24 protein-coding genes are annotated in these 26,984 nt (G+C 68.8%); 5 read left to right on the top strand and 19 right to left on the bottom strand.

Annotation, left to right across the window (positions count from 1 at the left end):
• Positions 1-56: 56 nt before the first annotated feature.
• The 9 genes from hisS to BLU09_RS27095 all read right to left on the bottom strand — a co-directional run bounded on the left by hisS (position 57) and on the right by BLU09_RS27095 (position 8,454).
• Positions 57-1,334 carry a histidine--tRNA ligase gene (gene hisS, locus BLU09_RS27135; protein WP_090492543.1) on the bottom strand — a complete coding sequence of 426 codons (1,278 nt, stop codon included), beginning with the start codon at positions 1,332-1,334 and terminating at the stop codon, positions 57-59.
• On the bottom strand, positions 1,331-2,173 hold the full coding sequence (gene asd / locus BLU09_RS27130; protein WP_090492541.1) for an archaetidylserine decarboxylase: 843 nt from the start codon (positions 2,171-2,173) through the stop codon (positions 1,331-1,333). The genes hisS and asd overlap by 4 nt, the downstream gene beginning before the upstream one ends.
• A 15-nt stretch (positions 2,174-2,188) precedes the next feature.
• On the bottom strand, positions 2,189-2,917 hold the full coding sequence (locus BLU09_RS27125; protein WP_090492539.1) for a hypothetical protein: 729 nt from the start codon (positions 2,915-2,917) through the stop codon (positions 2,189-2,191).
• Positions 2,918-2,971: 54 nt separating this feature from the next.
• Positions 2,972-3,703, bottom strand: coding sequence for a metallophosphoesterase family protein (locus BLU09_RS27120; protein WP_090492537.1), 732 nt, complete (start codon positions 3,701-3,703; stop codon positions 2,972-2,974).
• Between the two features lie 27 nt (positions 3,704-3,730).
• On the bottom strand, positions 3,731-4,084 hold the full coding sequence (locus BLU09_RS27115; RefSeq protein WP_217917601.1) for a TIGR02266 family protein: 354 nt from the start codon (positions 4,082-4,084) through the stop codon (positions 3,731-3,733).
• A gap of 100 nt (positions 4,085-4,184) precedes the next feature.
• Positions 4,185-5,111: a PfkB family carbohydrate kinase gene (locus tag BLU09_RS27110; protein WP_011553737.1), complete on the bottom strand. Its 927-nt coding sequence runs from the start codon at positions 5,109-5,111 to the stop codon at positions 4,185-4,187.
• Positions 5,112-5,222: 111 nt separating this feature from the next.
• On the bottom strand, positions 5,223-6,752 hold the full coding sequence (locus BLU09_RS27105; protein ID WP_090492533.1) for an MlaD family protein: 1,530 nt from the start codon (positions 6,750-6,752) through the stop codon (positions 5,223-5,225).
• Between the two features lie 107 nt (positions 6,753-6,859).
• Complete coding sequence (locus tag BLU09_RS27100; RefSeq protein WP_090492531.1) at positions 6,860-7,597, bottom strand: ABC transporter ATP-binding protein; 738 nt, start codon at positions 7,595-7,597, stop codon at positions 6,860-6,862.
• Positions 7,598-7,638: 41 nt separating this feature from the next.
• Complete coding sequence (locus BLU09_RS27095; RefSeq protein WP_090492530.1) at positions 7,639-8,454, bottom strand: MlaE family ABC transporter permease; 816 nt, start codon at positions 8,452-8,454, stop codon at positions 7,639-7,641.
• A 165-nt stretch (positions 8,455-8,619) separates the two neighbouring features.
• On the opposite strand from BLU09_RS27095, the gene BLU09_RS27090 reads away from it, so the two are divergent.
• Together BLU09_RS27090 and BLU09_RS27085 are read left to right on the top strand one after the other, a co-directional pair.
• Positions 8,620-9,201, top strand: coding sequence for a hypothetical protein (locus BLU09_RS27090; RefSeq protein ID WP_186817823.1), 582 nt, complete (start codon positions 8,620-8,622; stop codon positions 9,199-9,201).
• Between the two features lie 35 nt (positions 9,202-9,236).
• Positions 9,237-10,763, top strand: a complete 1,527-nt coding sequence (locus BLU09_RS27085) for a hypothetical protein (protein WP_167371167.1) — start codon at positions 9,237-9,239, stop codon at positions 10,761-10,763.
• Positions 10,764-10,777: 14 nt separating this feature from the next.
• On the opposite strand, the gene BLU09_RS27080 is transcribed toward BLU09_RS27085, so the two are convergent.
• The 5 genes from BLU09_RS27080 to BLU09_RS27060 are packed head-to-tail and all read right to left on the bottom strand — an operon-like array spanning position 10,778 to position 17,053.
• Entirely contained in the window at positions 10,778-11,482 is a 705-nt protein-coding gene (locus tag BLU09_RS27080; RefSeq protein WP_090492524.1) for an RluA family pseudouridine synthase, read from the bottom strand.
• Positions 11,479-12,918 (bottom strand): M16 family metallopeptidase, encoded by a 1,440-nt coding sequence (locus tag BLU09_RS27075; protein ID WP_090492522.1) that lies wholly within the window; start codon positions 12,916-12,918, stop codon positions 11,479-11,481. The genes BLU09_RS27080 and BLU09_RS27075 overlap by 4 nt, the downstream gene beginning before the upstream one ends.
• Before the next feature lie 29 nt (positions 12,919-12,947).
• Complete coding sequence (locus BLU09_RS27070; RefSeq protein ID WP_090492520.1) at positions 12,948-14,261, bottom strand: M16 family metallopeptidase; 1,314 nt, start codon at positions 14,259-14,261, stop codon at positions 12,948-12,950.
• Positions 14,262-14,288: 27 nt separating this feature from the next.
• Complete coding sequence (locus BLU09_RS27065; protein WP_186817824.1) at positions 14,289-14,954, bottom strand: response regulator; 666 nt, start codon at positions 14,952-14,954, stop codon at positions 14,289-14,291.
• 2 nt (positions 14,955-14,956) lie between these two features.
• Entirely contained in the window at positions 14,957-17,053 is a 2,097-nt protein-coding gene (locus tag BLU09_RS27060; RefSeq protein WP_244172065.1) for a serine/threonine-protein kinase, read from the bottom strand.
• A gap of 380 nt (positions 17,054-17,433) precedes the next feature.
• On the opposite strand from BLU09_RS27060, the gene BLU09_RS27050 reads away from it, so the two are divergent.
• Together BLU09_RS27050 and BLU09_RS27045 are read left to right on the top strand one after the other, a co-directional pair.
• Entirely contained in the window at positions 17,434-19,143 is a 1,710-nt protein-coding gene (locus tag BLU09_RS27050; protein ID WP_090492512.1) for an HAD-IG family 5'-nucleotidase, read from the top strand.
• Between the two features lie 116 nt (positions 19,144-19,259).
• Positions 19,260-19,856 (top strand): Uma2 family endonuclease, encoded by a 597-nt coding sequence (locus tag BLU09_RS27045; RefSeq protein WP_186817825.1) that lies wholly within the window; start codon positions 19,260-19,262, stop codon positions 19,854-19,856.
• 9 nt (positions 19,857-19,865) lie between these two features.
• Here the strand turns inward: BLU09_RS27045 and BLU09_RS27040 are convergent, their stop codons facing one another.
• Positions 19,866-20,729: a class I SAM-dependent methyltransferase gene (locus BLU09_RS27040; RefSeq protein ID WP_090492508.1), complete on the bottom strand. Its 864-nt coding sequence runs from the start codon at positions 20,727-20,729 to the stop codon at positions 19,866-19,868.
• 204 nt (positions 20,730-20,933) lie between these two features.
• Here BLU09_RS27040 and BLU09_RS27035 point away from each other — a divergent pair, with 204 nt between their 5' ends.
• On the top strand, positions 20,934-23,159 hold the full coding sequence (locus tag BLU09_RS27035) for a di-heme oxidoreductase family protein (RefSeq protein WP_373284016.1): 2,226 nt from the start codon (positions 20,934-20,936) through the stop codon (positions 23,157-23,159).
• 61 nt (positions 23,160-23,220) lie between these two features.
• Here BLU09_RS27035 and BLU09_RS27030 read toward each other — a convergent pair whose 3' ends face one another.
• The 4 genes from BLU09_RS27030 to BLU09_RS27015 all read right to left on the bottom strand — a co-directional run bounded on the left by BLU09_RS27030 (position 23,221) and on the right by BLU09_RS27015 (position 26,745).
• Positions 23,221-25,389: a sensor domain-containing diguanylate cyclase gene (locus tag BLU09_RS27030; RefSeq protein ID WP_090492504.1), complete on the bottom strand. Its 2,169-nt coding sequence runs from the start codon at positions 25,387-25,389 to the stop codon at positions 23,221-23,223.
• Entirely contained in the window at positions 25,386-25,667 is a 282-nt protein-coding gene (locus tag BLU09_RS27025) for an FtsB family cell division protein (RefSeq protein WP_011553721.1), read from the bottom strand. Before BLU09_RS27025 ends, BLU09_RS27030 begins: the two co-directional genes overlap by 4 nt.
• A gap of 74 nt (positions 25,668-25,741) precedes the next feature.
• Positions 25,742-26,257, bottom strand: a complete 516-nt coding sequence (locus BLU09_RS27020) for a TlpA family protein disulfide reductase (protein WP_011553720.1) — start codon at positions 26,255-26,257, stop codon at positions 25,742-25,744.
• A gap of 5 nt (positions 26,258-26,262) precedes the next feature.
• Positions 26,263-26,745 (bottom strand): Fur family transcriptional regulator, encoded by a 483-nt coding sequence (locus BLU09_RS27015; protein ID WP_186817827.1) that lies wholly within the window; start codon positions 26,743-26,745, stop codon positions 26,263-26,265.
• Between the last annotated feature and the right edge of the window lie 239 nt (positions 26,746-26,984).

The raw sequence follows: 26,984 nt of genomic DNA, 5'->3' as shown, positions 1-26,984 counted from the left end.
AGTTTCTCAAACCTGGCAAGATTCGCCAGGAATGCCGCTCTCAACCCCACAGAACGCTATGCCGGAACAGCCTGACGCTCCCGCACCACCTTGGCGACCTCGTCGAGCGCGACGGGGATGGGCTCGCCTCCGGCCATGGGCTTCAGCTTCGCCTGACCGCTCGTGCGCTCGGCCTCGCCCAGCACCAGGGTGAATTCCGCGCTGCTCTTGTCCGCGCGCTTCATCTGGCTCTTGAGGCTGCCTCCGCGGGTATCGAACTCCACGCGCAGTCCCTCGCGGCGCAGGCGGCTGGCCAGCACCAGGGCGGCATCGTGCGAGCCCGCGTCCGCCACCGCGACGAAGACGTCCGGCCGCACGGTGAACTGCTGGCCGCTCTCCTTGAGCAGCAGCACCAGCCGGTCCAGGCCACAGGCGAAGCCCACCGCGGGCGCGTCCGGCCCGCCCAGGCTCTTCACCAGCTTGTCGTAGCGGCCACCGGCGCCCACGGTGCTGGCGGTGCCCAGCGCGGGGTGAGAGGCGATGAACTCGAAGACGGTGCGCGTGTAGTAGTCCAACCCCCGCACCATGCGCGGATTCACGACGTGCCGGATGCCCAGCGCCGTCAGCTTCCGCTGCACGTCGTCGAAGTGCGCGCGACAGGGCTCGCACAGGGACTCCAGCACGTTGGGGCCGGCCGCGGCGATGGCCTGGCACTTCTCGTTCTTGCAGTCCAGGACGCGCAGGGGGTTCTTCTCCATGCGCTTCTGGCAGTCCCCGCAGAGCTCCTCGCGGTGGGCCTGGAGGTACTCCACCAACTTCCCGTGGTACGTGGGCCGGCAGGCCTCGTCCCCCAGCGAGTTGATGTTCAGGGTGATGTCCTTGAGCCCCAGCCGCTCCAGGAACTGCACCACCATGTCCATCATCTCGACGTCCTGGGCGCCTTCCTTCGCGCCGTAGGCCTCCGCGCCGATTTGATAGAACTGGCGGTAGCGGCCCGTCTTCATCCGCTCGTAGCGGAACATGGGCCCCGCGTAGAACCAGCGCGTGAGCGGCTCCTGATTGGCGATGGAGTGCTCGATGTACGCGCGCGCCGCGGGCGCGGTGCCTTCCGGGCGCAGGGACAGGCTGCGGTCCGCCTTGTCGTTGAAGGTGTACATCTCCTTCCCGACGATGTCGGTCTCCTCGCCCACGCTGCGCACGAACAGCGCGGTGTCCTCCACCATGGGCGTGCGGATCTCACCGTAGCCGAAGCGGCCGAACAGCTCGCGGGCCTGCGCCTCCACGTGCTGCCAGATTTCGATCTCCCCAGGGAGGAGATCGTTCATGCCCTTGACGCCCGCGACCTTCTGACTCACGTGATGACTCCGATTCGCTTGCCCAGCCGAACCACCGCTTCCTCCTGGAGGCTGTCGTCCCAGGTGACGCGCTTGGGCTCGAACAGGAGGATGACGGTGGAGCCCATCTCGAAGCGGCCCAGCTCCCCACCCTTCTCCACCGGCATGGCCGCGCCGTAGCGGTGCACCTTGCCGGGCTGCCCGGTGTGCGTCGTCACCTCGTCGTAGGCCGCCTTGATGCGCGACACGCAGGTGGCGCCCACCTTCACCACCGCGCACTTGCCCGCCACGGTGTCCAGGTACGTCACCAGCCGCTCGTTGACGCAGAACAGGGACTGCTTGTTCTTCACCGACGCGGGGTTCACCGGCCAGAACTCACCGGGGATGTACGCGTACCCGGTGATGGTGCCGCCCAGCGGCGCGTGGATGCGGTGGTAGTCGCGCGGCGACAGGTAGATGGTCGTCCAGGCACCGCCGTGGAAGGGCTTGGCGGCCTCGGAATCCCCCAGCAGCTCGTCCACCGTGTACTCGATGCCCTTGGCCTGCAGGCAGCGCCCGTAGTCCGAATAGCCCACCTGGGACACGCGGCCATCCACCGGGGACACCACCACCTTCTCCCCCGCGTCCACCGGACGCAGGCCGGGCTTCAGGCCCCGGGTGAAGAACTGGGCGAAGGTCGGGTAGTGCTCGAAGGAGTGCTCGGCCTCCTCCATGTCCACGTTGTAGGCCTTGGCGAAGGCGCGCATGGCGGCCTGATGCACCGGTGCGGGCACGGGCAGTCGCGTGGCCATCCCCACCACGGTGGAGAGCGCGGACTTGGGCAACACCTGCATCAACTTCATGAAAGTCTGGTCGTTCATATCGGCGAATCGGTTCTAGCGACCGGCGTCGGTCGCGGGTGCCGGACCGCCGTCGGGAGTGACGGGGACGGTCTGCACGGCACTCTTGGGTAACAGCGTGAGGACCTTCCCCTCTTCAATCAGGAGGAATGAATCCTGATGCTGGGGGTATTCCAGGCGGCAGGCGGTGCGGTCGGCGAGCTGCCAGGTCTCCCGCATGCCCCGTCCCTGCACATCGATGGGGGTGCCCCGCTGGAAGCACCCCCGGAAGCCCGCCACCAGCTCGGACGCGGCCGTGCCAGCCTGGGGGCCACCGCCGGCACCGGCGTCCGGAGACCCGGCATCCGGCGCTTCCACCGGAGCCGCGGGAGGCGCCTGCTCCTCGATGGACGGCGCGGTGTAGGAGCCCGGCGGCAGTTCCCGCGCGCTGGCCACGGCCTCGTCCCGCTCGTTGGCGGCCGCCGCCATCCGCTGCCGTCCGTCCTTGATGCGCTGGAGCAACTCGCGCGCGCCCTCGGCGTCCAGGCTGTCCGCGGGGACGCGCTGGAGCTGCGCCTCGATTTCTCCCACCTGTGGATCCAGGAAGGCCTCATCCAGCTTCTGCGCATACAGCTCGCGGAAGCGGCGGGCGGCCTCTTCGTACTCAGCGGAAGGGGCGGGAGGCTCGCGGCGGCAGGCGGTGGGCGCCAGCGTGAGCAGCACTGCGGAGACGACGCCCACGAGGGGCCTGAGGGACGCTCGGAGGACCAGGGTGCGCACGGACACGGGTTTATGTCATTTCCCCGCGCCTGTCCCCCTTTTGTGCCCCGGAAGCGCGCCTCAGACGCCCAGGAACAGGCGCTTGCCGAAGTTCAGCGCCAGGTCCGCATCGAAGATCTTCTGCGCCGACGTCTCGATGTCGTACTCGACGCGGACGTATTCCACCGTGCGCGCGTCCGTGTCGCAGATGACGAAGCACGCCCGGTTGTCATAGTCGCGCGGCTGGCCCACGCTGCCCACGGAGATGATGTACTTGTAGCCCCGGCGGATGCCGAACTTCTGGGCCACCACGTCGTTCACCTCGCCATTGCCAATGGCGAAGGCGCGGCACAGGTGGCTGTGGCCGATGAACGTCACCTCCGGCAGCTCCGCCACATAGGGCGTCAGCTCCCGGGCCTGCTCCAGCGCGAAGATGTACTCGTATGCCTTCGGGTCGATGGGCGAACCATGGCAGAAGCCCACGTCGCCAATCCGGTACGTGTACGGGAGGCTGCGCAGCCAGGCCATGTTCTCGTCCGTGAGGACGTTGGCGGACCAGTCCAGCGCGTGCCGGGCGGCGTCGTAGTAGTACGAGTAGTCCATCCGCCCCGCCACCGCCGCGTCGTGGTTGCCCAGGAGCGTCACCTCCGCCACCGAGCGCACCAGCTCACAACACGGGTTGGGCGACGCCCCGTAACCGACGATGTCCCCCAGCGAGACGAACCGGTCCACCTTCTGGTGCTCGGCGACGCGGAGCACCTCGGTGAGCGCCTCGATGTTGGAGTGGATGTCGGAGATGACGGCGATACGCATGCGGGGCCTCGGTCCGGTGGCGTGGGCTCAACCCGCCCAGCCGGCCTTCACCTGGTTCTGCTGCTGCTGCGAAATCATCTGGCGAAGCCGTCCCAGGGTATCGCTGTCCAGGGACTCGAAACGCAACCCCATGCCCGCCGGAAGCGCTCGCTCCTCCGCCTCCCGAAGCCACACCACCGTGGCCTGGGCCTGGATGTCCTGGTGGCCCGCGGGAGACAGCTTCACCACCGTACGCGCCCCTCGTGCCAGGGGCGTGCTCGTGCGGAGGAACAGTCCTCCTTCGCTCAAATTCGAGATTCGCGCGTAGAGCGTGACGTTGTCACCCTCGCACCAGCACCGAAGCTGGGTGGGAATCCGCGTGGACTTTCGGTTTTCGCTCAACCCGGAACCTTCTTCCGTCACCCGAATCCACAGCCTAGGGACGGCCTGATTCCACAGTCAAGCTCAAGGGTGGTGGGGCGTCCCACCCCGGCCCGCGCCCTCATCGCTCCAGGGAGCCCAGGTCGTCGAAGTGGGTCAGCTTCCGGAACTCGGCGAAGCGGGCGTGGATCTCCGGCCGCGTCACCTCGCGCAGGCGCTCCAGGCTGAACTTCTCCACCGTGAAGGAGGCCATGACGCTGCCCATCACCATGGCGCGGCGCAGCAGCGCCTGGTCCAACACGCCACTGGAGGTGGCCAGGGCGCCCATGAAGCCGCCGGCGAAGGTGTCCCCCGCGCCGGTGGGGTCGAAGACCTCGGCCAGGGGGAAGGCGGGGCACGCGAAGATGTGCTCGGCCTCGAAGAGGAGCGCGCCGTACTCACCGCGCTTGATGACCACGCGCTGCGGGCCCATGGCCATGATGGCGCGAGCGGCCTTCACCACGTTGTGCTCGCCGGCCAGCTGACGGGCCTCCGCGTCATTGACGAACAGGAGGTTGACGCGGGAGAGCGTCTTGAGCAGCGCGGCCCGGCTGCCCTTGATCCAGAAGTTCATGGTGTCGGCGGCCACCAACTTCGGCGCCTTCACCTGGTCCAGCACCTGCGCCTGGAGCTCCGGGTGGATGTTGCCCAGGAAGACGTAGGGCGTGTCCCGGTAGGACTCCGGCAGCTTCGGGGAGAAGGCCTGGAAGACGTTGAGCTGGGTGTCCAGCGTCTGCGCCTCGTTCAGCTCGTAGCTGTAGCGGCCCTTCCAGCGGAAGGTGCGGCCCGTCTCCCGGGTGAGGCCCTCCAGGTCGATTCCCCGCCCGCGAAGGAAGTTGAGGTGCCCTTCGGGGAAGTCCTCGCCCACCACCGCCACGACACGCGCGGGGCTGAAGAACGAGGCCGACGTAGAGAAGTAGGTGGCCGAGCCCCCGAGGATGTCCTCCTTCTGGCCGAAGGGGGTTTCCACTGAGTCCAGGGCAACGGAGCCGACGACGAGCAGGGACATGCGAGCTTCCTGGGGGGAGATGCCGTGAAATCAGGCACGGCGCTCCCCTGGGCCCCGTGCCCATGCCGGGTACGTCGTTTCCCGTTTTCCGTCAAGCACCGAGCGGTGGGTTCAGGGCGTCGGAATGCCTGTCAAGGTGAGGATGGCCTTCAGATCATCGTCCGTGAAGAAGAGGCCGCCGCCCACAAAGAAGTCGCGGCCCGCCACCAGGCGCCGCGTCGCCAGGTCCCGCTGCTGGGCGTTGAGCATGTCGTCCATGCCGGCGATCAAATAGAGGTGATCGAGGGGCTGGGCGCGCAGGCTGGCGCGCAGGCGGGGGTAGCGCAGCTCGTCGTCCGCGAAGTTGAAGGCGTCCACCTGGAACCGGAGCGCGTCGTTGAAGAAGTGGAGGTCGGCGCCCACGCCGCCGGTGGACTCGATGAGGCCCACGCGCAGGGTGGTGAAGTACCAGCGCTTGGCGAACTGCGCGCTGACCTTGAGGCTCTCCTTGGTCACCTTCCGCGTCTGAACGACGGGGTCGCCCTCGGATGGCGGGTTCGTCTGCAACACCTCCGTCGTCACGCTGCCGCGGGGGTCGTCCACCAGCTCCAGCAGGTAGTACTTGTCCGGCTTGGGGATGAGCCGCACGGAGAAGACGTTCTTCGAATTTCCCTGCGCGGCCAGGTAGGTGCTCTGGATGCCAATCTCCGCCTGGAGGTCGGTCAGGCGGGACGTGAAGCGCGACACGTCCTGCACCGTCTCGCGGAGCTCGCGGCCCACCGCCTCGTCCGCCAGCAGCACGCCGGCGGCGCCCTCCCCGTCCTTCACCTTGCGGGTGATCTCCTCCAGGTTGCCCAGCGTGCCGTCCAGCTTCTTGAGCGTCTCCTTGAGGCTGGCGACGGTCTCCTTCACGTCGCCTTCACCCGTGCCCACGATGTTCTTCACGCTGCCGAGCACCTGGCGCACGTCGCGGGTGATGAACTCGATGTTGTCGATGATGCGGGTGATTTCCGCCTGGTTGCCCTGGGTGATGCCGCGCACGTCCGCGGAGATGGCCTCGACGTTGCCGACGATGGTGTCCAGGCGGTCCGCGTTGCGCCGGACCGTGGCATCCACGGAGTCCGACAGCCGCACCAGGTTCTCCACGATGCGCTGGAGCGACCCCGCACCACGCTCACCGCCGAGCACTTCCCGCAGCGCCCCCGTCACTTCCTGGATGTCGGCGGTGATCTGCGACAGCGACTCGAAGACGGCCTCCATGCCCTGGGTGTCGACGACGCGCCGGATCTGCCCACCCGACTCCAGGCTGGGGGCGCCCTCCGTGCCGGGGTTCAGGTCCAGCAGGTAGTCACCCAGCAGCGATTCGGAGCGCTTGGTGACGACGGCGTCCTCGCGCAGGTCCACGTCGTTGCGGATCTTCAACCAGACCTTCGCCCGCGTCCCCTCGAGCGAGATGTCGTCGATTTCGCCCACCGGGATACCGGCGATCTGCACGCGCCCACGCACGGCGAGGCCGGACGCATCCCGGAAATAGGCCCACACCCTCGTGGATTCGCTGTCGCTCAAACCACCTTTGCGAGCGAACAGGACGAAGGTGACGAAAAAAGCCCCCGCCGCGATGACCAGCAGGCCCACACGGAAGGGCGTGACGAGCTTCTTCACCTGTTGTGACTCCGAGAGCGACCGGCCGGCGCGACTCTAACGTTTTGCATCCTGAGTGCCACATTTTCCTAGGGGGCCCCCCGCCCTCCCGCCGCTCCGAGCCCCGGTCAGTTCTTCCCGAACCAGGTCTCCAGGAACACCTTCACCGCGGGGTGATCCGCCTCGCGGAGCTGCTCCGGCGAACCGCTGGCCACGATGACGCCCTTGGAGAGGAAGGCAATCTGGTCCGCCACGTTGAAGGCGGAGGAGATGTCATGGCTGATGACCACGCTGGTGACGCCCAGCTCCTTCTGGGCGGCCAGGATCATCTCGTCCACATAGTCCGTGGTGATGGGGTCCAGGCCGGTGGTCGGTTCGTCGTAGAGCACCACCTTCGGGTCCATGACGATGGCCCGCGCCAGGCCCACCCGCTTGCGCATGCCGCCGGACAGGTCCGCGGGGAACCGGTCCTCGACCTCCTTCTTCAGACCCATCAGGTCCAACCGCGCGCGGACCTTCTGGCGGATGACGTCCTCCGGATCCTTCGTGTGCTCCCGCAGCGGGAAGGCCACGTTCTCGAAGACGGTCATCGAGTCGAACAGCGCGGCGGCCTGGAACACCATGCCGAACTTGTTGCGCACCTTCTGGAGCGCCTCGACGCCCATGGGGACGATGTCCTCCCCGTCGATGATGACCTGGCCGCGGTCCGGCTTGAGCAGGCCAATCATGTGCTTCATCAGCACCGTCTTGCCGGAGCCGGAGCCGCCCAGGATGACGCAGGTGCTGCCGGCTGGCACGGTGAGGTTGATGCCGGTGAGCACCTTGTGGTCGCCGAATGTCTTGTGCAGGTCGACCACCTGGATCATCGGCGTGCCGGACGCCGGAGCGTTGGAAGCCGGGGGCGACATCAGAAGAAGAGGACGCCCAGGATGAAGTCGAGGATGAAGATGGACAGGGCGCTGGCCACCATCGCCTCCGTGGTGGCCTGCCCCACGCCCTTGGCGCCGCCCGAGGCGTTGAAGCCCTTGAAGCAGCAGATGAGGGACACCGACAGGCCGAACACGGCGCCCTTGAGCAGGCCCTGGAAGATGTCCTCGGGCGCCAGCCACTGCTGCGTCCGGGAGAGGAAGGTCCCGGGGGAGATGCCCAGGCCCCCGACGGCCACCACGTAGGCCCCGCCCATGCCCATGGTGTTGAAGAGCATGGTGAGCGCCGGCACCATGAAGAGGCCGGCCAGCACCCGGGGAACCAACAGGTACTGCACCGGGTTGACGGCCATGGTCTCCAGCGCGTCCACCTGCTCGGTGACGCGCATGGTGCCCAGCTCGGTGCACATGGCGGAGCCTGCGCGCATGGTCACCATCAGCGCGGAGAACACGGCCGCCAGCTCGCGGGTGAGCGTCAGCGCCACCGTGGGGCCCACCAGGCTCTCCGCGTCGAAGAGCTGAAAGGCGGTGGACGTCTGTAGCGCGAAGACCATGCCGGTGAACGTGCCGGTGAGCGATACGATGAAGATGGACCCCACGCCCACGAAGTCCAACTGGGCGAAGAGGTTGACCAGCCGGAAGGGGCGCCGCACGCTCCAGCGGAACACGGCCAGCCCCATGGTGATGATTCCGCCCAGGGTGCTGACAATGTCGATGAGGCCCTGGCCAAAGCTCGTGACGGCCTGGGTGATGGGCCCGGGCTCGCGTGCCGGCTTGCTGGGGGTCTGCGTGGTCATGCGTTCGGGGCTACTCTTTATGGCGGCCCGGAGGCCGGCACAAGGCCCGGGGAGGCAAGCGACGAAGACACTTCCTCCCTTGGAAGCGATGCCGTTATGTTCCGCGCCCCTTTACTCCCATGCCCGGCGGCGTCCCCTGCCGGGCAGAGAAACAGACGAACGAACATGGCAACTCATAAGGTCGGCGGCGAGGTGGATGCGCTTTGTACCCGCTGCAAGCTCACCCTCGCGCACACCATCCTGGCGATGGTGGGAACGAAGATTGCTCGGGTGCGCTGCAACACGTGTGGCGGAGACCACGCCTATCGCGCGGCGCCCGGTGCGACGGATCGCCCCTCGTCCAGCACCACCCGCACCCCGCGCTCGTCCTCCAGCAGCAGCTCGAGCGCGTCCGCGAAGGCGGAGAAGGTCATCATCTCCTTCGAGGAGCAGCTCGCTGGAAAGGATGTCGCCAACGCGCCCCGCTACAGCCCGAAGGACACGTACAAGGTGGATCAGGTCATCCAGCATCCCACCTTCGGCACGGGTTACGTGTCGGCCGTTCGCGGCGACAAGGTGGACATCACCTTCCGCACCGACACCAAGACGCTGGTGCACGGCCGTGGTGGCGGCCCGGTGGAGAAGCCGGTCTTCAACCCGCCCAACCGGCAGGTGACCGGACCCGCGGACAAGCCCCTGCCCGTCAGTGACAGCGCCGAGCCGGCGCCCGCTGACGGCGCCGAGCCGCCCCCCGCGTCGGAGGATTGACCAGGGCCGCACATTCATCAGGAGGGGCACGGACGATGACACTGCGCGCGCTGCCCCTCCTGATGGTCCTCGCCATGCCGGTGGCGGGGTTGGCGGCCACACCTGACGTCACCGTGTCCTGGTCGCCCGAGCGCATCGTGCTCGGCACCGATGCCCCGGTGACGTTGAAGGTCCGGGTCCCCGCCGGCACGGGAACCCTCCACGCCGCGGCATCCACGGGCACCTTCGACTCGAACCGCGTGGAGCGTGGTGCGGTCCGCCTCTTCCAGTGGCGGCCTCCTTCCGTTCGTTATCCCCAGGTGGCCGTCCTCCTCTTCTGGACGGACGCTCCCACCGCGGACGCGCCGCCCCCGGTGACGGTGGTGCGGCTGCCGCTGGTGGGACTCATGGAGCTCGATGTCGCCACGGCGGCGGGCGCGCACGTCGAGGTGGAGGTCGCGAATCGTCGCTTCGGCCCTGTTCGAGCGAACGCCCGGGGACAGGCCCGCGTGCCTGTCGAAGTCCCTCCTGGCGTCCGGCAGGCGCGAGTGCTGGCCACGCGAGGGACGCTTCGCACTGATGCAGCCGTTCCACTGGACCCGCCGCCGGACTCGCCGCTGGCCGCGGCACTCACGCCGCCTTCCCTGCCCTCGGTGGAGGGAGGCTGGCTACTGATGGCGGGCGAAGCGCCCCTGCACGCCAGTGACGTCGACGTGGTGGCGGAAGGCGCGGCGGTCGCCCTTCCCCATGAGGACATGCCGACATCAGCGGTGGTGGCCCCGACCTCCGAGGCCCCGCGGACGACGGGGCCTCCGTCAGATGCAGCAACGCGGACGGCACCCGCGAGAAGCAGCTCCACTCCGCCAGCACAGGAGCTTCCGACGGAAGATGCGCCCCACTCGGCCGACGTCGGAGCCAATGCCCAGGACGTGCTGCGTGTTCGCGTCGTTCCCGCTTCCGGAGCCAGGCGGGTGAAGGTGCGCGTCCGCCACCGGGACCAGGCGCACGCATCACACACCGAGGCCGGCGTCACCGTGCGGTCCACGCCCGTCACCGCGCCCGCATCCGAGGCGGTCGACACCTGGCGGAGTTCGTTCTTCCTGCTCGCGGGAGGCGTCATCGCGAGTAGCGCCAACACGGGTCCATCGGGCGGAGTGGGCGTCTCGGTCCTCACGCCTTGGTGGAGGCACCGCATCGCGGCGGAGCTGGAAGTCGGAGCCCGCACCGCCATGTACGGTGGCCCGGTCGAGGCGCTCGGAGCGGTCCGCTCGCAGGTGCTGGCCTTGCCCCTGCTGCTCTCCGCTCGCGCGGAGCTCTTCCGCCGTGGCGCGTTCTCCCTCCACGGGCGGGCAGGCGCCGGTCCCGTCCCCTTCCACCACTACCTCTCCAGCGAACTCCAGGGCGAAGTGAAAGAGAGCAGGGTCTCCGGCATGGGCTTCGTCTCCCTCCAAGCGGCCCATCGCTTCGGCCGCTGGAGCGCGTTGGCGGAGGCGCGAGGCGCCTGGGCGCCGGTGCACACGCCCTGGCTGGACAGTCAGCTCGGCGGGCTCGCGATGTACCTGGGAATGAGGTTCGAACCGTGAACCGGCCCTGCGCTTCAAAGTGAAGTGACGGACGCCCGCAGCAACTCGCGGGCACGGGCCATGTCCTCGGGCACGGGCGCCTCCACGGCGCGTGCCTCGACCCCTGCCAGGGCAGGCCACCCCACACGCGCGGCATGAAGCGGCGTGCGTGACAGCACCACCGAGTCCCCTTCCCCGCCCAGGTCCTTCTCCGTCAGCGGCGCCTCGCGGCCGTACTGATGGTCCACCAGCAGCGGGTGCCCCAGGGACAGCAGGTGCACGCGAATCTGGTGCGTCCGCCCCGTGAGCGGCTCGGCCTCCACCAGGGACGCACGCTCGAAGGTCTCCACGGGCCGCACGCGGGTGCGCGAGGCCTTGGCTTCCGTATCCCCAGGCCGAGCCACCCGCATGCGCCCCTTCCTGCCCGCCACCAGGGGCGCATCCACCATGTGCGGCGCTTCGACCCGGCCCTCCACCAGCGCCACGTAGCGCTTGCGCACCTTCCCCGTCTCGAAGGCGCCCGACAGGGCCCGGTGCACCGCGGCGTCGAGTGCGAACACGAGGGCCCCCGAGGTGTCCCGATCCAACCGGTGCACCACGAAGATTTTCTGGCGCCGCTGCGTCTCCAGCAACTCCCGCAGCGAGGGGCCGCCTTCGCGCCCGGGAATGACGAGCATCCCGGGCGGCTTGTCCACGACGAGCACGCCGCCGCCCTCGAAGAGGATGCGGACGTCCGTCACTCGTACTCCGACGCCGGCACCACGGTGATGGGGCCCAGGCCCTTGAGCTGCTTCTTCACCACGTCCGCCTTGCCCAGCACCACCACGGCGGGCGCCTGCGCGAAGCAGTACTTCTTGGCGGCGGCCACGACTTGCTTCGGCGTCACCGCGCGCAGCCGGTCCCGGAACCGCTCCACCCAGTCATCCCCCAGCCCGTGCAGGCGGGCCTCGGCGATGCTTCCGGCAATGGACTCGTTCGTCTCCGTCCGCAGCGGGTACAGGCCGGCGAGGTAGGCCTGGGCATCCGCCAGCTCGCGGGGCTTGAGCCCCTTCTCCCGGACGCCGCCAATCTCCGCCAGCGCCACGTCGATGATTTCGCGCGTGGACTCCGTCTTCGTGAAGGTGGACAGCGCGAAGACGCCGGCCGCGTTCATCGAGTCGAACCACGAGCTGACGCCGTACGTGAGGCCGCGGTTGACGCGAATCTCGTTCATCAGGCGCGAGGTGAACCCACCGCCCAGGGCGATGTTCATCGCCGTGGCGGGGAAATAGTCCTCGTGGCCCATGCGCATGCCGGGGCCGCCCAGCCGCACCTGCGACTGCGTCTGGTCCGGCTTGTCCACGATGATGACCCGCCCACCCAGGGCAATGCGCTCCGGCGCGGGAATGGCCACGGGCGCATCCGGCCCGCCCGTCCAATCAGCGAAGGCGTCTTCCGCCGCGGCAGCCACACGCTGCGGGTCCACCGCGCCCACCACGATGAGCATGGACACCTTGGGGCCCATGCGCTCCTGGTGGAAGCGCACCACGTCATCGCGCGTGAAGGTCTTCACGGTCTTCGACGAACCGCCCACGTCGTGGCCGTAGGGGTGGTTGCCCCAGAGCGCGCGGACCATGGCGCGGTCGGCGATGATGGACGGGTCGTCCAGGTCATTGGCGAACTGCGCCAGCTCGCGCTCGCGCGCATCGTCCACTTCGGACTGCGGGAACGTGGGCTCGCGCACCAACTGGCCCAGGATGTCGAGCATCTGCGCGAAGTGCTCGGACGGCGTGGTGAGGGCCACCGACAGCGTGTCTTCACTCACACCCACGCCCAGGCTGGCACCGACGAACTCCACCGCTTCGTCGATGGCCTGCGCGTTCAGCCGGCGGGTGCCCCGGCGCAGCAGCCGGGCGGTGAAGTCCGCCAGGCCGTGCTTGCCATCCGGGTCGGTGGCGCTGCCCGCGCGAATCACCAGCCGCACGGACACCATGGGCAGGGGGCCGCGCTCGGCGGCGATGACCTTCAGGCCACTGGACGTGGTGCTTTCGTGCAGCGTGGGAAGCGTGAGGGCGCTCGTCGTGGCGCGGGCCGCGCCGCGCTTCGGCGAAGCCTTGCGAGCGACGGGGGCCTTGCCGCCGGCGCGCTTCGCCGGACGTGCGGGGGACTTTCGGGAGGGGCTCTTGCGAGAAGCCATATCGGGAGGTTTCCTTGTACGGACCGGGCTCAGGCTTCGGTGGGCGCGGGAACCAGCGTCACCACGGAGCGGCGCTCGGGCGCGAAGTACTTCGCGGCCACAGCCTTGACCTGGTCGTTGGTGATGGAGGCGTAGGTGGAGGGCAGCGTCAGCAACCGGCGCCAGTCGCCGAGCAACGCCTCGTAGTGGCCCAGGGCATGCGCCCGGCCGCTGTTCGTGGCCAGCTCGCGCAGGTGGTCCGAGCGCAGGTTGTTCTGCGCCTTCTGCAGCTCGCGCTCGGTGATGCCCTCGCGCGCGATCTTCTCCAGTTCGGCGTACAGCGCGGCCTCCACCTTCTTCGGGTCGGAGTCCGGCTTCAGGGCCAGGTAGAAGAGGATGGTGCCCGGGTCGATGCGCCAGCTCCAGTCGAGCATCAGCGACACGGCCAGCTTCTGCTCGTACACCAGCGAGCGGATCAGCCGGCTCCCCTCCCCCTTCGTCAGCACGTACTGGATGACGTCCAGCACGAAGGTGTCGTCATCGCGCGCGGCCGGCCCCCGGAAGCCCAGCATCAGCGCGGGGGACTGTGCGGGGTGGCGGACCTCGGCGCGGCGCTCGCCCTTCTGCTCGGGCTCCGAGTTGAGCACCGCCGCGGGCGCGGGGCCCTTGGGGATGTTCCCGTAGTATTTGCGTACCAGCGCCAGCGTCTTCTTCGGGTCGATGGCCCCGACGATGTAGAGCACCGCGTTGTTGGGCGCGTAGTAGGTGCGGAAGTAGTCCTGGCAGTCCTCGCGGCGGATGGCCTCGATGTCCGCCATCCATCCAATGACAGGCCAGCGGTAGGGATGCGCCTTGTAGACGAGCGTGCCCAGCTCCTCGTCCATGAGGCCGAAGATGTCGTTGTCCACGCGGACGCGGCGCTCTTCCTTCACCACCTCGCGCTCGCTGGTGAGCGTCGCCTGGGAGATGCGCAGCGAGCGCATCCGGTCCGACTCCAGGTCCAGCACCGTCTCTAGCGCGTCGGCGGAGAAGTCGTCGTAGTACACCGTCAGGTCGGTGGACGTGTACGCGTTCGAGCGGCCGCCGTTGGACTCCAGCGTCTTGTCGAACATCTTGGGGCCGTACTTCTTCGCCCCGTTGAACATCATGTGCTCGAACAGGTGGCTGATGCCGGTGATGCCGGGCCGCTCGTTGCGGCTGCCGACCTGGAACACGGTGTAGAGACTGACGACAGGCGCCTGGTGGTTGGCGAGCAGCCGCACCTGGAGGCCGTTGGGAAGCGTGGCCTCGTGGACGTCGAACAGGGACTCGAGTGCGGGGTCCGCCACGCGAGTGGGTACTTTGCTCGGGGAAGCCTTGGACATAGGACCCCGAACCTAACCAGAGCGTGGCTATAGATCCACGACACCCGCACGCAAGGCCATCACCACGGCCTCCACGTGAGAGTTGACGCCCATCTTCCGGTAGATATGCGACAGGTGCGTGCGCACCGTCCGCCGCTCCAGCGTCATCACGTGCCCCACCTCGGCGTTGGACAGGCCCTTGGCCACGTAGCGCAGCACCTCGAACTCCAGCGGCGTGAGCGACCAGGGGTTCTCCGGCTTCTTCTCCGCCTGGGTGGACTTCGCCTGAACGGACTGAAAGTAGTTCCAGAAGCGCTTGGCGATGATGGGCTCCAAGACGGTCCCGCCCTCCATCACCTCCTGGATGCCGGAGCGGATCTTCTCCGGTCCCACCCGCTTCACCAGGTAGCCGGAGGCCCCGGCCTGGATGGCCTCATACACCTTCGTCTCGTCGTCGAAGGACGTGAGGATGAGGATCTCCACCTCCGGGGCGCGGCGCTTCACCCGCTGGGTCACCTGGATGCCGTTGATGCCGGGCAACTCCAGGTCCAGGAGGACGAGCTGGGGGCGGAGTTGGACGATGTCCTCCACCGCGGCCTCCCCTTCCTGGGAAGTACCGACCACCTCCAGTTCGGGGAAGGTGGCCAGCACCTTCACCAGATTCTTCAGGAGCTGGGGTTGATCCTCGACGACGAAGATGCGGGTCGGGTCCATGGTCACCGCCTCGGAGACGTGAACGAGTCCACCAGGACCTTGAGGTGCTGCCCCCGCTTGATGCGCAGGTCCAGCTCCTTGGGCTCACCGGTGGCGACGGACACCAGCTTGATGCGCCGGGTGCCCGCCTTGACGGGGTATCGGTTGAGGGGCGTACGACGGCTCAGCCGCGTGCCGTCGACGTAGACGCTCGCCGGCACATTGGTGGTGATGGTGACATACGCGCGCTGAGACTTCGGGGGAGGCTTCGGCTCGGGGGCCGCATCCTCCTCGCCCCCTCGCGACGCGGCTTCTGGAGCGGGCGGCGGCGGACGCGCCGGCACCGGCGGCGACGGCGGCGCGATGGGCATGGCGGGCGGTGGGCCCACGGGGGTGGCCTCGACCTGCGCCTCCCGCGGGGCCTCCTCCGGCGCGGGTGCGGAATCACCACCGAGCTGCCACGCGGCCACCAGGAAGGTGACCAACCCCACCCCGGCGATGGCCGCCGCGATGCCCAACCGGCGTCCATATCGGTGCTGGGCCACGGACAACCGCTGCTCCGCGCTCACCAGGCGCCGGTGCACGTCGGACGTCGAAGGCAACGCCGGATCGGACGGCGGCATCGCGATGTCGTCACGCGCTCGCGCCGAGGCTGGCTGCACCGCGGGCAACACGTCCGGAATCGTCTTGGGCCCCTTGGCCTCCACGGGGGCGCGGCGGATCCGGGCGCCGCGGCGACCTGGCGCGGAGACGGAGACCGAGCCCTCGTCATCCGCGGACGGCTCGGGCGCGGAGAAGTCCTCCACGACCTTGAGGCGCGGGTTTCTCCCGATGCGGGTGTGGCCGCTCCCTCCCCCCACCGACGACTGCTGGCGGCGAGGCTTCGGCGGAGCCGCGCCGGGCGGCGCTTCCCACCCCTGCTCCAGCGGTCCGGCGGGAGCGGGCCCGGTGTCCTCTCCTGGCGCGGAGGTGGAGTCGGAGGCGGACGCGCGCGAGGGTGCCCGCACCCGCGTGGCCACGTCCGCCACGTCCCGCTCGTACAACTCCGGGCGGTACTCCTCGAACGCGGGCTCGGAGGCCTGCTGCGTCTCCGCGTTGGCCTCGTCCTCGGTCAGCGCGCGGCTGTATGGGGCTCGCTGAACCACGGACTTCTCGAGCTCCTCCGCGCGCAGGTCGTCCATCTCCGCGCCGGAGATGGGCTCCAGCGTGAAGGGCTCCTTGAACGGCGGGGGCCCCGAGCTGACGAGGCTCATCTCGTTGGGGAACAGCTCCCGCACGAAGCGGCGGACGTCGTCCGCCGAGGGCATGCCGCCGCTGGCCGTGAGCTGATTGCGAAGCGACGTGGCGAACTCGCCACAGGAGCGGAAGCGGCGCTGGGGCGTAGGCTCCAGTGCGCGGAGGATGATCGGGTCCAACCGTGAATTGATGCGCCGGTCCACGCGGCTGGGCGGCGGCAACGCCTCGCTGCGCCGCGTGGACACCCCGCCGCTGCCGGGCACCACGGGCTCACGCTGGGTGAGCAGCTCGTAGGCGATGGCGCCGAGCGAGTAGATGTCCGACTGCGCGGAGTGCGGCTCGCCCCGCGTGACCTCCGGCGCGCGGTACGTGCCGCGGCCCCGGTGGCCAAACGACTTGCGCAGCTGGGGCACGGCCATGAGGGCGCGCAGCGCGCCGAAGTCGCACACCGCGGGCAGGCCGTCATGCGACAGCACCACGTTGCCCGGGGTGATGGCGCCGTGCACCACGCCCGCCTCGTGCGCCTGATGCAGGGCCTCCAGGAGCTGGATGATGATGTGGAGCGCCACGGTGGGCGGCAGCACCACGTCCTTGGAGTGCAGGCGCTGGAGCGCGGTGCCCAGGGTGAAGCCGTCCACGTCCTCGCGGACCACGGCCAGGCGCTGGCGGATGACGCCCAGGTCCACGACGTGGAGGATGCCCGGGTGCCGCACGGGCTGGAGCAGCCGCGTCGTCTCCGCCAGGTCATGGGCGTAGGCCGGATCGGACGTCCTGGGGTGGAAGAGCTTCACCACCACGGGGATGCCGGGAAGCTCGATGCCCTGATACAGCTCGGCCAGCTCCCCGCCTTCCACCTTGCCCGTCAGCCGGTACGTGGCGGTCATCGCTTCTTTCGCGCCGGACGTCGCCGCATGACGGCGGAAAAGACGAAACCACACCACACGCACGACTCACCGCGGCGGCCACGCGGCAGCTCCAGCGTGCACCCCGGGCAGCGGGGACGGGCCCGGGCCGGACGCTCGGCCGCACGCTGGGCGGTTCTTCGCGCGGCGGGCTCGGTGGCGGCGACTTTCAGACGCAACCGGGCCTCCAGGCGGCGAACCCGATCTTCGAGCGCGGCGATCCGGGCGGACAGGCGAGCTTGAACCGCCTCGGGGGCCTCCGAGGGCTGTCGTCGGGTGGGCGAGCGCATCGCAGACCCCGAAGCGTGCCATGCCGGCTCCAAACCCCGCAAGGTAAGAGCCGGGCCACCCACACGCGTGTTATGTGTCTGAGTCCCTTGGCACCATCACTTTCCCCGTTCCGTCCCATCCCGGGTGGGCCCGCGTCGGACCCGCTTCACGGGAGCTTCCGTTCTCCCCTCAATCGAGCCCGCGCCGAGGACGCCGCGCAGCGAGCCGATGGTCTGCTCGCCGACGAGGAGCTCACGCGGCTGCTCACGTCCCCCCGCGAGCGCCGGGTGGTGGTGCAGCGGGCGCGGGACATCTTCGTCAACCGCAACCTGCGCATGGCCAGTGTCGAGCTGTTCGGCTTCGACATGGATTACACGTTGGCCATCTATCACATGCGCCGGCTGGAGCAGCTGTCGTTCGACATGACGCTGGCGAAGCTGGTGAGTGAGTACGGCTATCCGCCGGTGGTGGGCGGGCTGCTGTACGACCATCACTTCGTGATGCGCGGGCTGGCGGTGGACCGCGTCAACGGCAACATCCTGAAGATGGACCGCTTCGGCCACGTGGGCCGCGCGTACCACGGGCTGCGCCCGCTGAAGCGCGAGATCTCGCGCGAGCTGTACCGGAACAAGCGCGTGCGGCTGCGCAACCCGCAGTTCGCGTGGAACGACACGTTGTTCGCGCTGCCGGAGACGTGCCTGTTCGCGGGCATCATCGAGTTGCTGGAGTCGCTGGGGCACACGGTCCAGTACGGCAAGCTGTACGACGACATCCGGGAGGCCATCGACACGGTGCACCGGGACAACTCGCTCAAGCGCGAGGTGCGCAAGGACCTGGCGCGCTACGTGTTCCTGGACCCGGAGCTGGGGCCGGCGTTGCACAAGCTGCGCTCGGGTGGGAAGCGGCTGTTCCTGCTGACGAACTCCGCGTGGGACTACACGGACGCGGTGATGAAGTACCTCCTGGACGGGCAGCTCGCGGAGTACCCGAGCTGGAGGAACTACTTCGACGTGGTGGTGACGTCGGCGGGCAAGCCGGGCTTCTTCACCGACTCGCACCCCTTCCTGGAGCTGGATGCCTCCACGGAGGAGGGCCGCGTGGTGGGCGAGGCCACTTCGCTGGAGCGCGGCAAGGTGTACTCGGGCGGCAACCTGGCGCGCTTCGAGGAGCTGACGGGCTTCCGGGGCGAGAACATCCTGTACGTGGGCGACCACATCTACGGCGACATCCTGAAGTCGAAGAAGTCGTCGCTGTGGCGCACGTGCATGGTGGTCCAGGAGATTGAGGACGAAATCACGTACACGGCGACGCGGCAGGAGGAGATTGGAACGCTGTCGCAGGTGGAGGTGCTCCGCGAGCGCCTGGACGACGAGGTGAACCACCACAAGACGCTGCTCAACATCCTGGATCGGCGGCTGGAGCGAGAACAGCTGGCACCGGACGAGCGGCTGGGCGTGGAGGAACTCCGCAAGCAGACGAAGGCGGAGCTGGACCGGATGCGGCGGGCCTTGAAAGAGGCCAACGAGGTCGCGGACACGCTCGAGCAGGACGTGGAGGAAGGCTTCAATCCGTACTGGGGCCTGCTCTTCAAGGAAGGCAACGAGAACAGCCGCTTTGGCTACCAGGTGGAGCAGTACGCCTGTCTGTACACGAGCCGGGTGTCGAACTTCCTGCACCATTCGCCCATGCAGTACTACCGCTCACCGCGGGACAAGATGGCCCACGAGCAGGCCGGAGCCCTGTCCGCCCGGCTGTCCCCGATGGGCAGCGAAGGCCCTCCGAAGGGCGCAGGGAACGAGTAGGCCTCATACGACGTGTCAGACCCTCCCGTAGGATGGGAACCTGTCAGGTAGTCACCCCTGGAGGTCGGGTGCTACCTTGAGGACCTCACAGGTTCCATTCACGGCGAGGTGTGGGCATGAGCAGGGGCAAGAATCGGAAACCAGCGACCTACGAGGACATCGAGCAGCTTCCGGTCGGCTGGGTCGGAGAAATCGTCGATGACTCGCTGTACGCCTCGCCCAGGCCCGCCTACGGGCACCTGCGCGCTGCCGCCCGGCTGACGAGCCTCCTCGCGCATGCCTTCGAACTCTCACATGAGGGGCCTGGGAGCTGGTGGTTCCTGGTGGAACCTGAACTCCATCTGGCTCGCGATGTGGTGGTGCCCGACATGGCCGGGTGGCGCCGCGAGAGGCTGCCAGAGCCCCCAGACCCCGAGCTGCCCTGGATCAGCACTGCGCCAGATTGGCTGTGCGAAGTCCTGTCCCCCTCCACGCGAAGCCTGGACCGGGTCCGAAAGATGCCGCTGTACTTCCGCGAAGGCGTTGCGAGCATGTGGCTCATCGACCCCGTGCGCCAGTCCCTGGAGGTCTACCGGCGTGGGACCACGAGCTGGGTCCGGAGCCAGTTGTTCACGGGGAACGTCACCGTGAACGCGGAGCCGTTCGAGGTCCTCCCCTTGGACCTGGGCCTGTTGTGGACGCCGCGAATGGGAGGCACCACCGCGCAGCCGTGATAACGGCCCTCACGGCTCGACGGAGGGCCCCACGCGGCCCCAGATGACGTCGGTGAAGCGCGAGCCGGGCTCGTCCTCCAGGCCCAGCTTGCGAAGGTCGTCCGTGTACTTCGCGCCCTTCACCACCACCCACCGCCGCGCCACGCGCCGGGCTTCCTCCAGCGTCGCCTGCGTCAGCGGCGCGTGCTCCGCGAAGCGGCGCAGCATGTCGAACGCCGGCTGTGACTTGCGCGGCTTCGCGAACATCGGATCGAAGAAGACAACGTCGAACGCGCGCGACGGCAACGTCTTCAGGTACTCGCGCGCATCCGCGTGCACCACTTCGATGGGCCCTGAGTCCTCGCCCAGCGCATAGCGCCGCAGCCCCTCCCCCGCCACCACCCCCAGCGCCAGGCTCCGCTCCAGCCCCACCACGCGCCCCGAGGGCCCCACCGCCAGCGACGCCACCATCGCGTCCTGCGCCAGCCCCAGCGTGCAGTCCAGCACCGAGTCCCCGGCGCGAAGCTCCGCCACCCGAACGAAGGCATCCGGCTCCCCCGCCCGCAGCCGCATCCGCCGCAGGTGCGCCATGCCCGCGTGGAACCCGAACGACCCCTCCGCGTCCCACAGCGTCACGCCGTCACCGCCCACCACCAAGAGCGCCGCCGCCTTCGTCCCCAGCCACGGCGCCACGCTCTCCTTCGCGCGCCGAGCCAGGAAGGGCACACCCCACCGCGCCGCCACGGCCCGCGCCTCGCGCACCAGCGCCGCGTCCACCTTCGTGCTCGTCGTCACCGCCAGCGGTACCAGGGTCACCCTCCTGCCTCGCATCCACCATGCCCGCAGCGAAGGAGCAACGGATTCCGCCATCCACGACGCTCCGCGTCGCGCCACAACGGGCCCATCGCGTCAACCGAGGAAGGCCCTGCCAGACTCCGTCTCGGACCCGACAGGATTAGTACGAATTAACGAACTCCATAGGAATTCGCGCTCTCGTGCCTCAGAATCGGACTTCCTTCGGACGATGGAGAATCTCCCCAATCCGCGCCCGGAGTGGTTCGCTTGGAGAGGACAACGATGGACAACAGAGCAGCAGGAATGGCCGTTGTCGTACTGGTCGCAACCCTCTTGGTGGGCGACGCGTTCGCAGCCACCTTTGGAGTCACGCCGTCGGGCTCGTCCGCCGTCTTCTACGTCGACACCAACGCCTGGGCGGACATCCACTACGTCCGCAACAATCAGGGGCAGCTCAACTATCGAATGGGCATCGTCAACGGCCGGAACCAGTACACGGTGACCGGCCTGTCCGCGGGCGAAACCATCGACTACGCCTTCACGTACTGGGACGTGTCCTGCAACTGCGCCCGTGACACGGCGTGGACGCGCTACACGCACTCCGACACGAACCCGCCTCCGCCCCCGCCGGATGCAGGCACGGACGCGGGCACGCCGCCGCCGCCCACGGACGCGGGCACGCCCCCCATGGGCCCCATCGTCCCGCTGTACACCACGTCCACGCCGCTGGAGCCCGCCACGGTCCAGGAGACGGCCTCCGCCATCATCACCCGCGTGGGCGACCGGGTCCGGGATCGCCACGCGCGCGAGGACATGTTCCAGGCGTACGACCACTACCTGCCCCTCTACTTCCAGGCGCGCACGCACTACATCGAGATCGTCGACGAGGTCGCCAAGGGCGGCAACCGCATCACGGTGAACCTGCACACCGTCTATCCCTACGAGCGCCCTGACTTCCGCGCCTTCTTCCGCGGGCTCGGCACCGTGGCGGAGTACTTCCACAACGCCCAGTTCACCCCGGTGAACGACCGTCACTTCACGTCCAGCGTCAACTTCAACGCCAAGGAAGGCCGCGCCATCCGCGTGGGCGACCGAATGGAGCTGGAGGTGGGCGTCTTCCTTCGTCAACCGGTGGAAGGCCGTTTCAACTACTACGCCACCACGTACCTCTACATGGTCGGCTCGGGCGGCGTGGTGCCCTTCGACGTCACGGGTTCCATCCGGGACTCCATCCCCATGCCGCAGGCGGGCTGGAGCGGTGGCCGCACCACGCTGAGCTCGCCGCAGTCCAACGAACCCGACAACCGCTTCCTGCAGATGGCCAACAACCTGGCGCCGGTCAGCGCGCAGCCCTTCGTGGAAGGCCGCCGCATCCACCACACGCACTTCGGTGATGGCAGCCACTCCGAGCCGGGGAACCCCGCGCTCACGCAGCACCAGGGCAAGCTGGGCCCAAACTACGTCGCCCCGTCCTGCGTCGCCTGCCACGTGCAGAATGGCCGCGCCCTGCCTCCGGGCAACAACACGACGTTGACGAGCTACGTGGTGAAGGTGGGTCAGGCCAATGGCGCCGCCGACCCGTTCCTTGGCTACCGGCTGCAGCCGCGCCGCACCAGCGGCACGCCCGAGGGCGAGGCCCGCATCACCGGGTGGACCGTCAGCTCCGGCACCTACGGGGACGGCACCCGGTTCGAGCTGCGCCGGCCCAACTACGGCTTCACCAACAACACGCCCACGAACTACTCGGCGCGCATCACCCCGCAGCTGGTGGGCATGGGCCTGCTGGAGGCCATCCCCGAGTCGGCCATCGCCGCGCTGGCGGACCCCAACGACAGCAACGGTGACGGCATCTCCGGCCGCATGCACCCGGTGCGCGACCCGCAGACGGGCGTGACGCGCCTGGGCCGCTTCGGCTGGAAGGCCAGCACCGCCACGGTCCGCCACCAGGTGGCCGAGGCCCTCAACAGCGACATCGGCGTCACCACCTCCGTGTTCCCGTCGCTGGACTGCGGCCCGTCGCAGCAGGGTTGCACCGGCACCAGCACCGAGCTGGACAACACGGAGCTGGACAAGCTCACGCGCTACATCTCCCTGCTAGGCGTGCCGGCGCGCCGCGACCTGAGCGACGCCACGGCGCTGCGCGGTGAGACGCTGTTCAACAACGCGGGCTGCGCGCTGTGCCACGTGGCCACCCTGACGACCAGCGAGTTCCACCCGCACGCGGAGCTGCGCGGCCAGACGATCCGCCCCTACACGGACCTGCTGCTGCACGACATGGGCGCGGGGTTGGCGGACAACCTGCCGGACGGTCAGGCCACCGGCGCGGAGTGGCGCACGCCCCCGCTCTGGGGCATCGGCCTGACCGCGGGCGTCAGCGGCGGCGAGGCCTACCTGCACGACGGCCGCGCTCGCAATCTGGCCGAGGCCATCCTCTGGCACGGCGGCGAGGGCCTGGCGGCGCGCAACAACTTCGCCAACATGAACAGCGCGGACCGCAACGCGCTGCTGGCGTTCCTGCGCTCGCTGTAATCCGCTGAAGGCAACGCCCGGGGGCCGCGCGTCATGGGCGGCCCCCGGCTGCATCAAGGACTCAGGACGCGTTCGCCGCCTTCAGCTGCTTGCGCCCCCCCTGCATGATGTCCACGGTGACGGACTGGTTCCGGCCGTTGCGCTTCGAGTGGTAGAGGCACTGGTCGGCCAGGTCGATGAGCTGCTGCTTCTCCATGGCGCTGTCGGGGAAGGTGGCGATGCCCAGCGACATGGTGATCTTCAGCGGCCCCATCTCCGTCTGGAAGGTCTCCGCCTTCACGGCCTCGCGGATGCGCTCGGAGATGGTGAAGGCGCCCTTGGCATCCGTCTCCGGCATGATGATGACGAACTCCTCGCCGCCGTAGCGGGCGACGATGTCCGTATCGCGCGCCATCGTCTTGATGATGCGGGCCACGCCCTTGAGCACCTGGTCGCCCGTCGGGTGGCCGTAGGTGTCGTTGACGCTCTTGAAGTGGTCCACGTCCGTGAGAATGAGCGAGAACTTGCGCTGGTAGCGCCGGGACTGGGCCAGCACCTCGTCCGCCTTCGCCTGGAAGGTGCGGTGGTTGTACAGGCCGGTGAGGCCGTCCGTGGTGGCCATGCGCTCCATCTGCTCGTAGAGCTGCGCGCGCAGCACCGCCTGAGCGGCCTGGATGGCGATGACCTCAATCATCCGCAGCACGTCCTGCTCGAACGCGGCCTTCTTGCGCGAGCCGGCCACCAGCGTGCCCAGGATGCGGTCCCCCGCCACCAGCGGGAAGATCTTCAGCGCCCCCAGGCCGCGAATCTGCGTCTCGTCGTCGAAGATGATCTGCCGGTCCATGGCCTTGATGTCGCGGCCCGGCAGCGGCGCCCCGTAGCGGACCACGTTGGCCACCAGCCCGTTGTTGTCCTCGAAGCTCTGGCCGGACAGCGCCTGGCCCTGCGCCGTCACGCCGGACATGCGCACCACGCGGTGCATGCGCTTGCCGTCGACCTCGGACACCAGCGTCACCGCGCAGAAGTCCAGGCCCGCCAGCTGCCGGGTGCTCTCCAGCACGGCCACGAACACCTGGTCGGGGCTGCCCGCGCGGTTGAGCTCCTCGATGGCGCGGAAGAACCGGTCCTTCTCGTCGCGTGTCTTGCGGATGTAGCTCATCACCCGCTCCACCTCGATGGAGCGCAGCACCTCGCCGGCAATGGTGGAGAGCAGCTTTTCGTCCTGGTCGCTGAAGGGCTCGTTCGCCAGCCGGTCCGCCACCAGCACGCCGCGCACCAGGCCACTGGCCTCCAGGATGGGCACCGCGAGCAGCGCCTGCACCGCGGGGCCGCTGCCCTCGTAGTGCGTCACGCCCTTGAGCCCGTTCGGCGAGTTCATCCGCACCGGGGCGCGGCGCTTGAGCACGCCGCCGATGATGCCCTCACCCGCGTTGAAGCGCTCGCGCTGCACGCGCTCGGAGCCGGAGCGGCAGTCGTACAGCTTGAGGCTCCGGTCATCCGACGTGAGCAGGAACGCGGCGCAGGTGTACGTGCGCAGCCCCGTCTCCGCGATTTCGAGCGCGGCCTGCACGGCGCCTTCGATCTCCTTCACCGAGGCCACCAGCCACTTCTCGTCCGAGCTCATCCCGCTGAAGCTGTCCTGCGTACCGGACGACACCAGCCGGAAGGTGCGCGCCCGCTCCTCCACCTCGCGGATGCGCTTTTGCACCGCGTCGCTCTCCGCCCGGCGCGCGGCGGCGATGCGTGCCGCCAGCACCAGGTGGTAGAGGCCGGAGAACAGGGCCAGGAAGGCCGCGTGCGTCAGGTAGCCCGTGGCGTTGGGCACCGGACCGCCCAGGGTCACCAGCGCGTCGTACACCAGCGCCACGCCCAGCAGCGTGAGGCCCGCGTTGCGCGGCAGGAAGGCCACCAGGAACGCCATCAGCAGGTAGACGATGGGGAACAAGTCCCCGCCGCCAATGGCCACCACGACGAAGGCCGCGGAGAGGAGCGTGCCGCCCAGGTCCAGGTCATCGCGCAGATCGACGACGGCGCCCACCGCGCCACGCATGGCCCGGCGCCAGGCGGCCACGGCGATGCCCACCAGGAGGCAGCCCACCAGGGCCGCCTCGGTCCACCCCAGGGTGTTCAGCCCCCGGAAGCCGCCGCGCGCCAGGTGGATGAACGTGGCGAGCGAGGCCGCGGCGGGAATGGACCGGACCGCGAGACGCAGCAACCTTCCGGGAGACGGAAACTCGGGAAGCGACGTCATGGGGACTCCAGGTGGAAGACGAGCTCGCCCGGCTTCACGAAGCCGAGCTCCTCACGCACGGCGCGCTCCAGCGCGGCCGGGTCCTTGCGCAATGCGGCAATCTCATTGCGCAGGGCCTCATTCTGAGCGGACAGGGAGCGGTTGCGGGCCTGCACCGACTCCACGTCCTGCCGGAGCGAGAGGTAGCGGCGGAAGCCCTTCGCGTCCACGACGGACACGAGGCTCAGGGCCGCAGCCACCCCTACCGCCACCAACAGGAACTTTCGCCTCGCCGTCATGAACGCGGAGGACCGTACCAGTGGCCCCCTGCCCCGCAAGATTTCCGCTCCAGGCCTGTAGCAATGCCGGGGAGCTACTCGGGCTGGGCCAGGAGCTTCTCCACGGCCTTCGCCATATCGGCGTGGGATTCCACGCCATGCCAGCCGGCCACGGCCCGGCCCCGGCGGTCCAACAGCACGGTGGTGGGCAGGCCCTGGATGGCCCCGAAGGCGCTGTGGCCTTCAATCATCGCCTGGTTCGCGACCAGCACCGGGTAGCGCAGCGCATAGTGGTCCGCGAAAGGGGCCAGGACCTTCTCCCCTTCCAGGTCCATGCCCACCGCCACCACCTGGAAGCCCCGGGGGCCGTAGTCCTTCTGGAGCGCCTCCAGCGTGGGCATCTCCGCCAGGCACGGGAAGCACCACGTCGCGAAGAACGAGACGAGCACCACCTTCCCGTCCAGCGCGCGCACGTCATGCGGCGTGGGCCCGACCGACGGCAGCGCCAGCGCGTTGAGGAAGGCGTACCCCGCGTCCACCGGCCGGGTGCCCCGGCAGCCGGCCAGCGCCACCAGCGCCACGACGGCACCCCGTAGCAGCACGCGGGACATGGCGATCAGGCCTCCGAGGCGGCCGGCCCGGCCCGCTGACAGTCACGACACAGGCCGTACAGCTCCATCTTGTGCGACGTCACCTTGAAGCCGTGCTTGCGGGCCACGGCGTCCTGGAGCGCCTCGATGCGCTCGTTCTCGAACTCGATGATGGTGCCGCAGCGCGTACAGACCAGGTGGTCATGGTGGTCGCGACCCGCGGCCGCCTCGTAGCGCGTCTGCCCGTCCCCGAAGTTGCGCGCGTGGGCCAGGCCGCACTCGCTGAGCAGCTTCATGGTCCGGTACACGGTGGCGACGGACACCTTGGTGTCCTGTTCACGCACCTTGTTCCACAGCTCCTCCACCGACAGGTGGCCTCCCACCGCGAAGAACGTGTCGATGATGAGGCTGCGCTGCCGCGTGCTCTTCAGGCCGTGCTGGGCCATGTAGCGGGCAAGCACCTCGTCCTTGTCCGGGTCGTCGTGGTGATGGCTGTGACTGTTGCTCATGTAAAAAACCCTTCAAAGTCGCCGCGGGTCCGCGCCATGCCTCGGGCGCACTTGGGTGGAGGCCCGCGCTGCCTCGCCCTCCGCTCTTGTTGTAACCAATTCGGCCAACTCTCGCGACCCGGCCATTTCCCAACAAAGGCGCCCCGCCGGAGAAGAAAACGTCACCGGCAGGTGTTGGCCTCCGGACGCGGCGGGCCTGATACTCCGGTCCCATCCTCCCCGCAACGCCTGGCGTGCGG

Origin of the sequence: Myxococcus virescens, assembly GCF_900101905.1 — a bacterium.
GTDB lineage: Bacteria > Myxococcota > Myxococcia > Myxococcales > Myxococcaceae > Myxococcus > Myxococcus virescens.
Note: the sequence above shows the minus strand (reverse complement) of the source record. Positions and strands in the feature narration are given on the sequence as shown.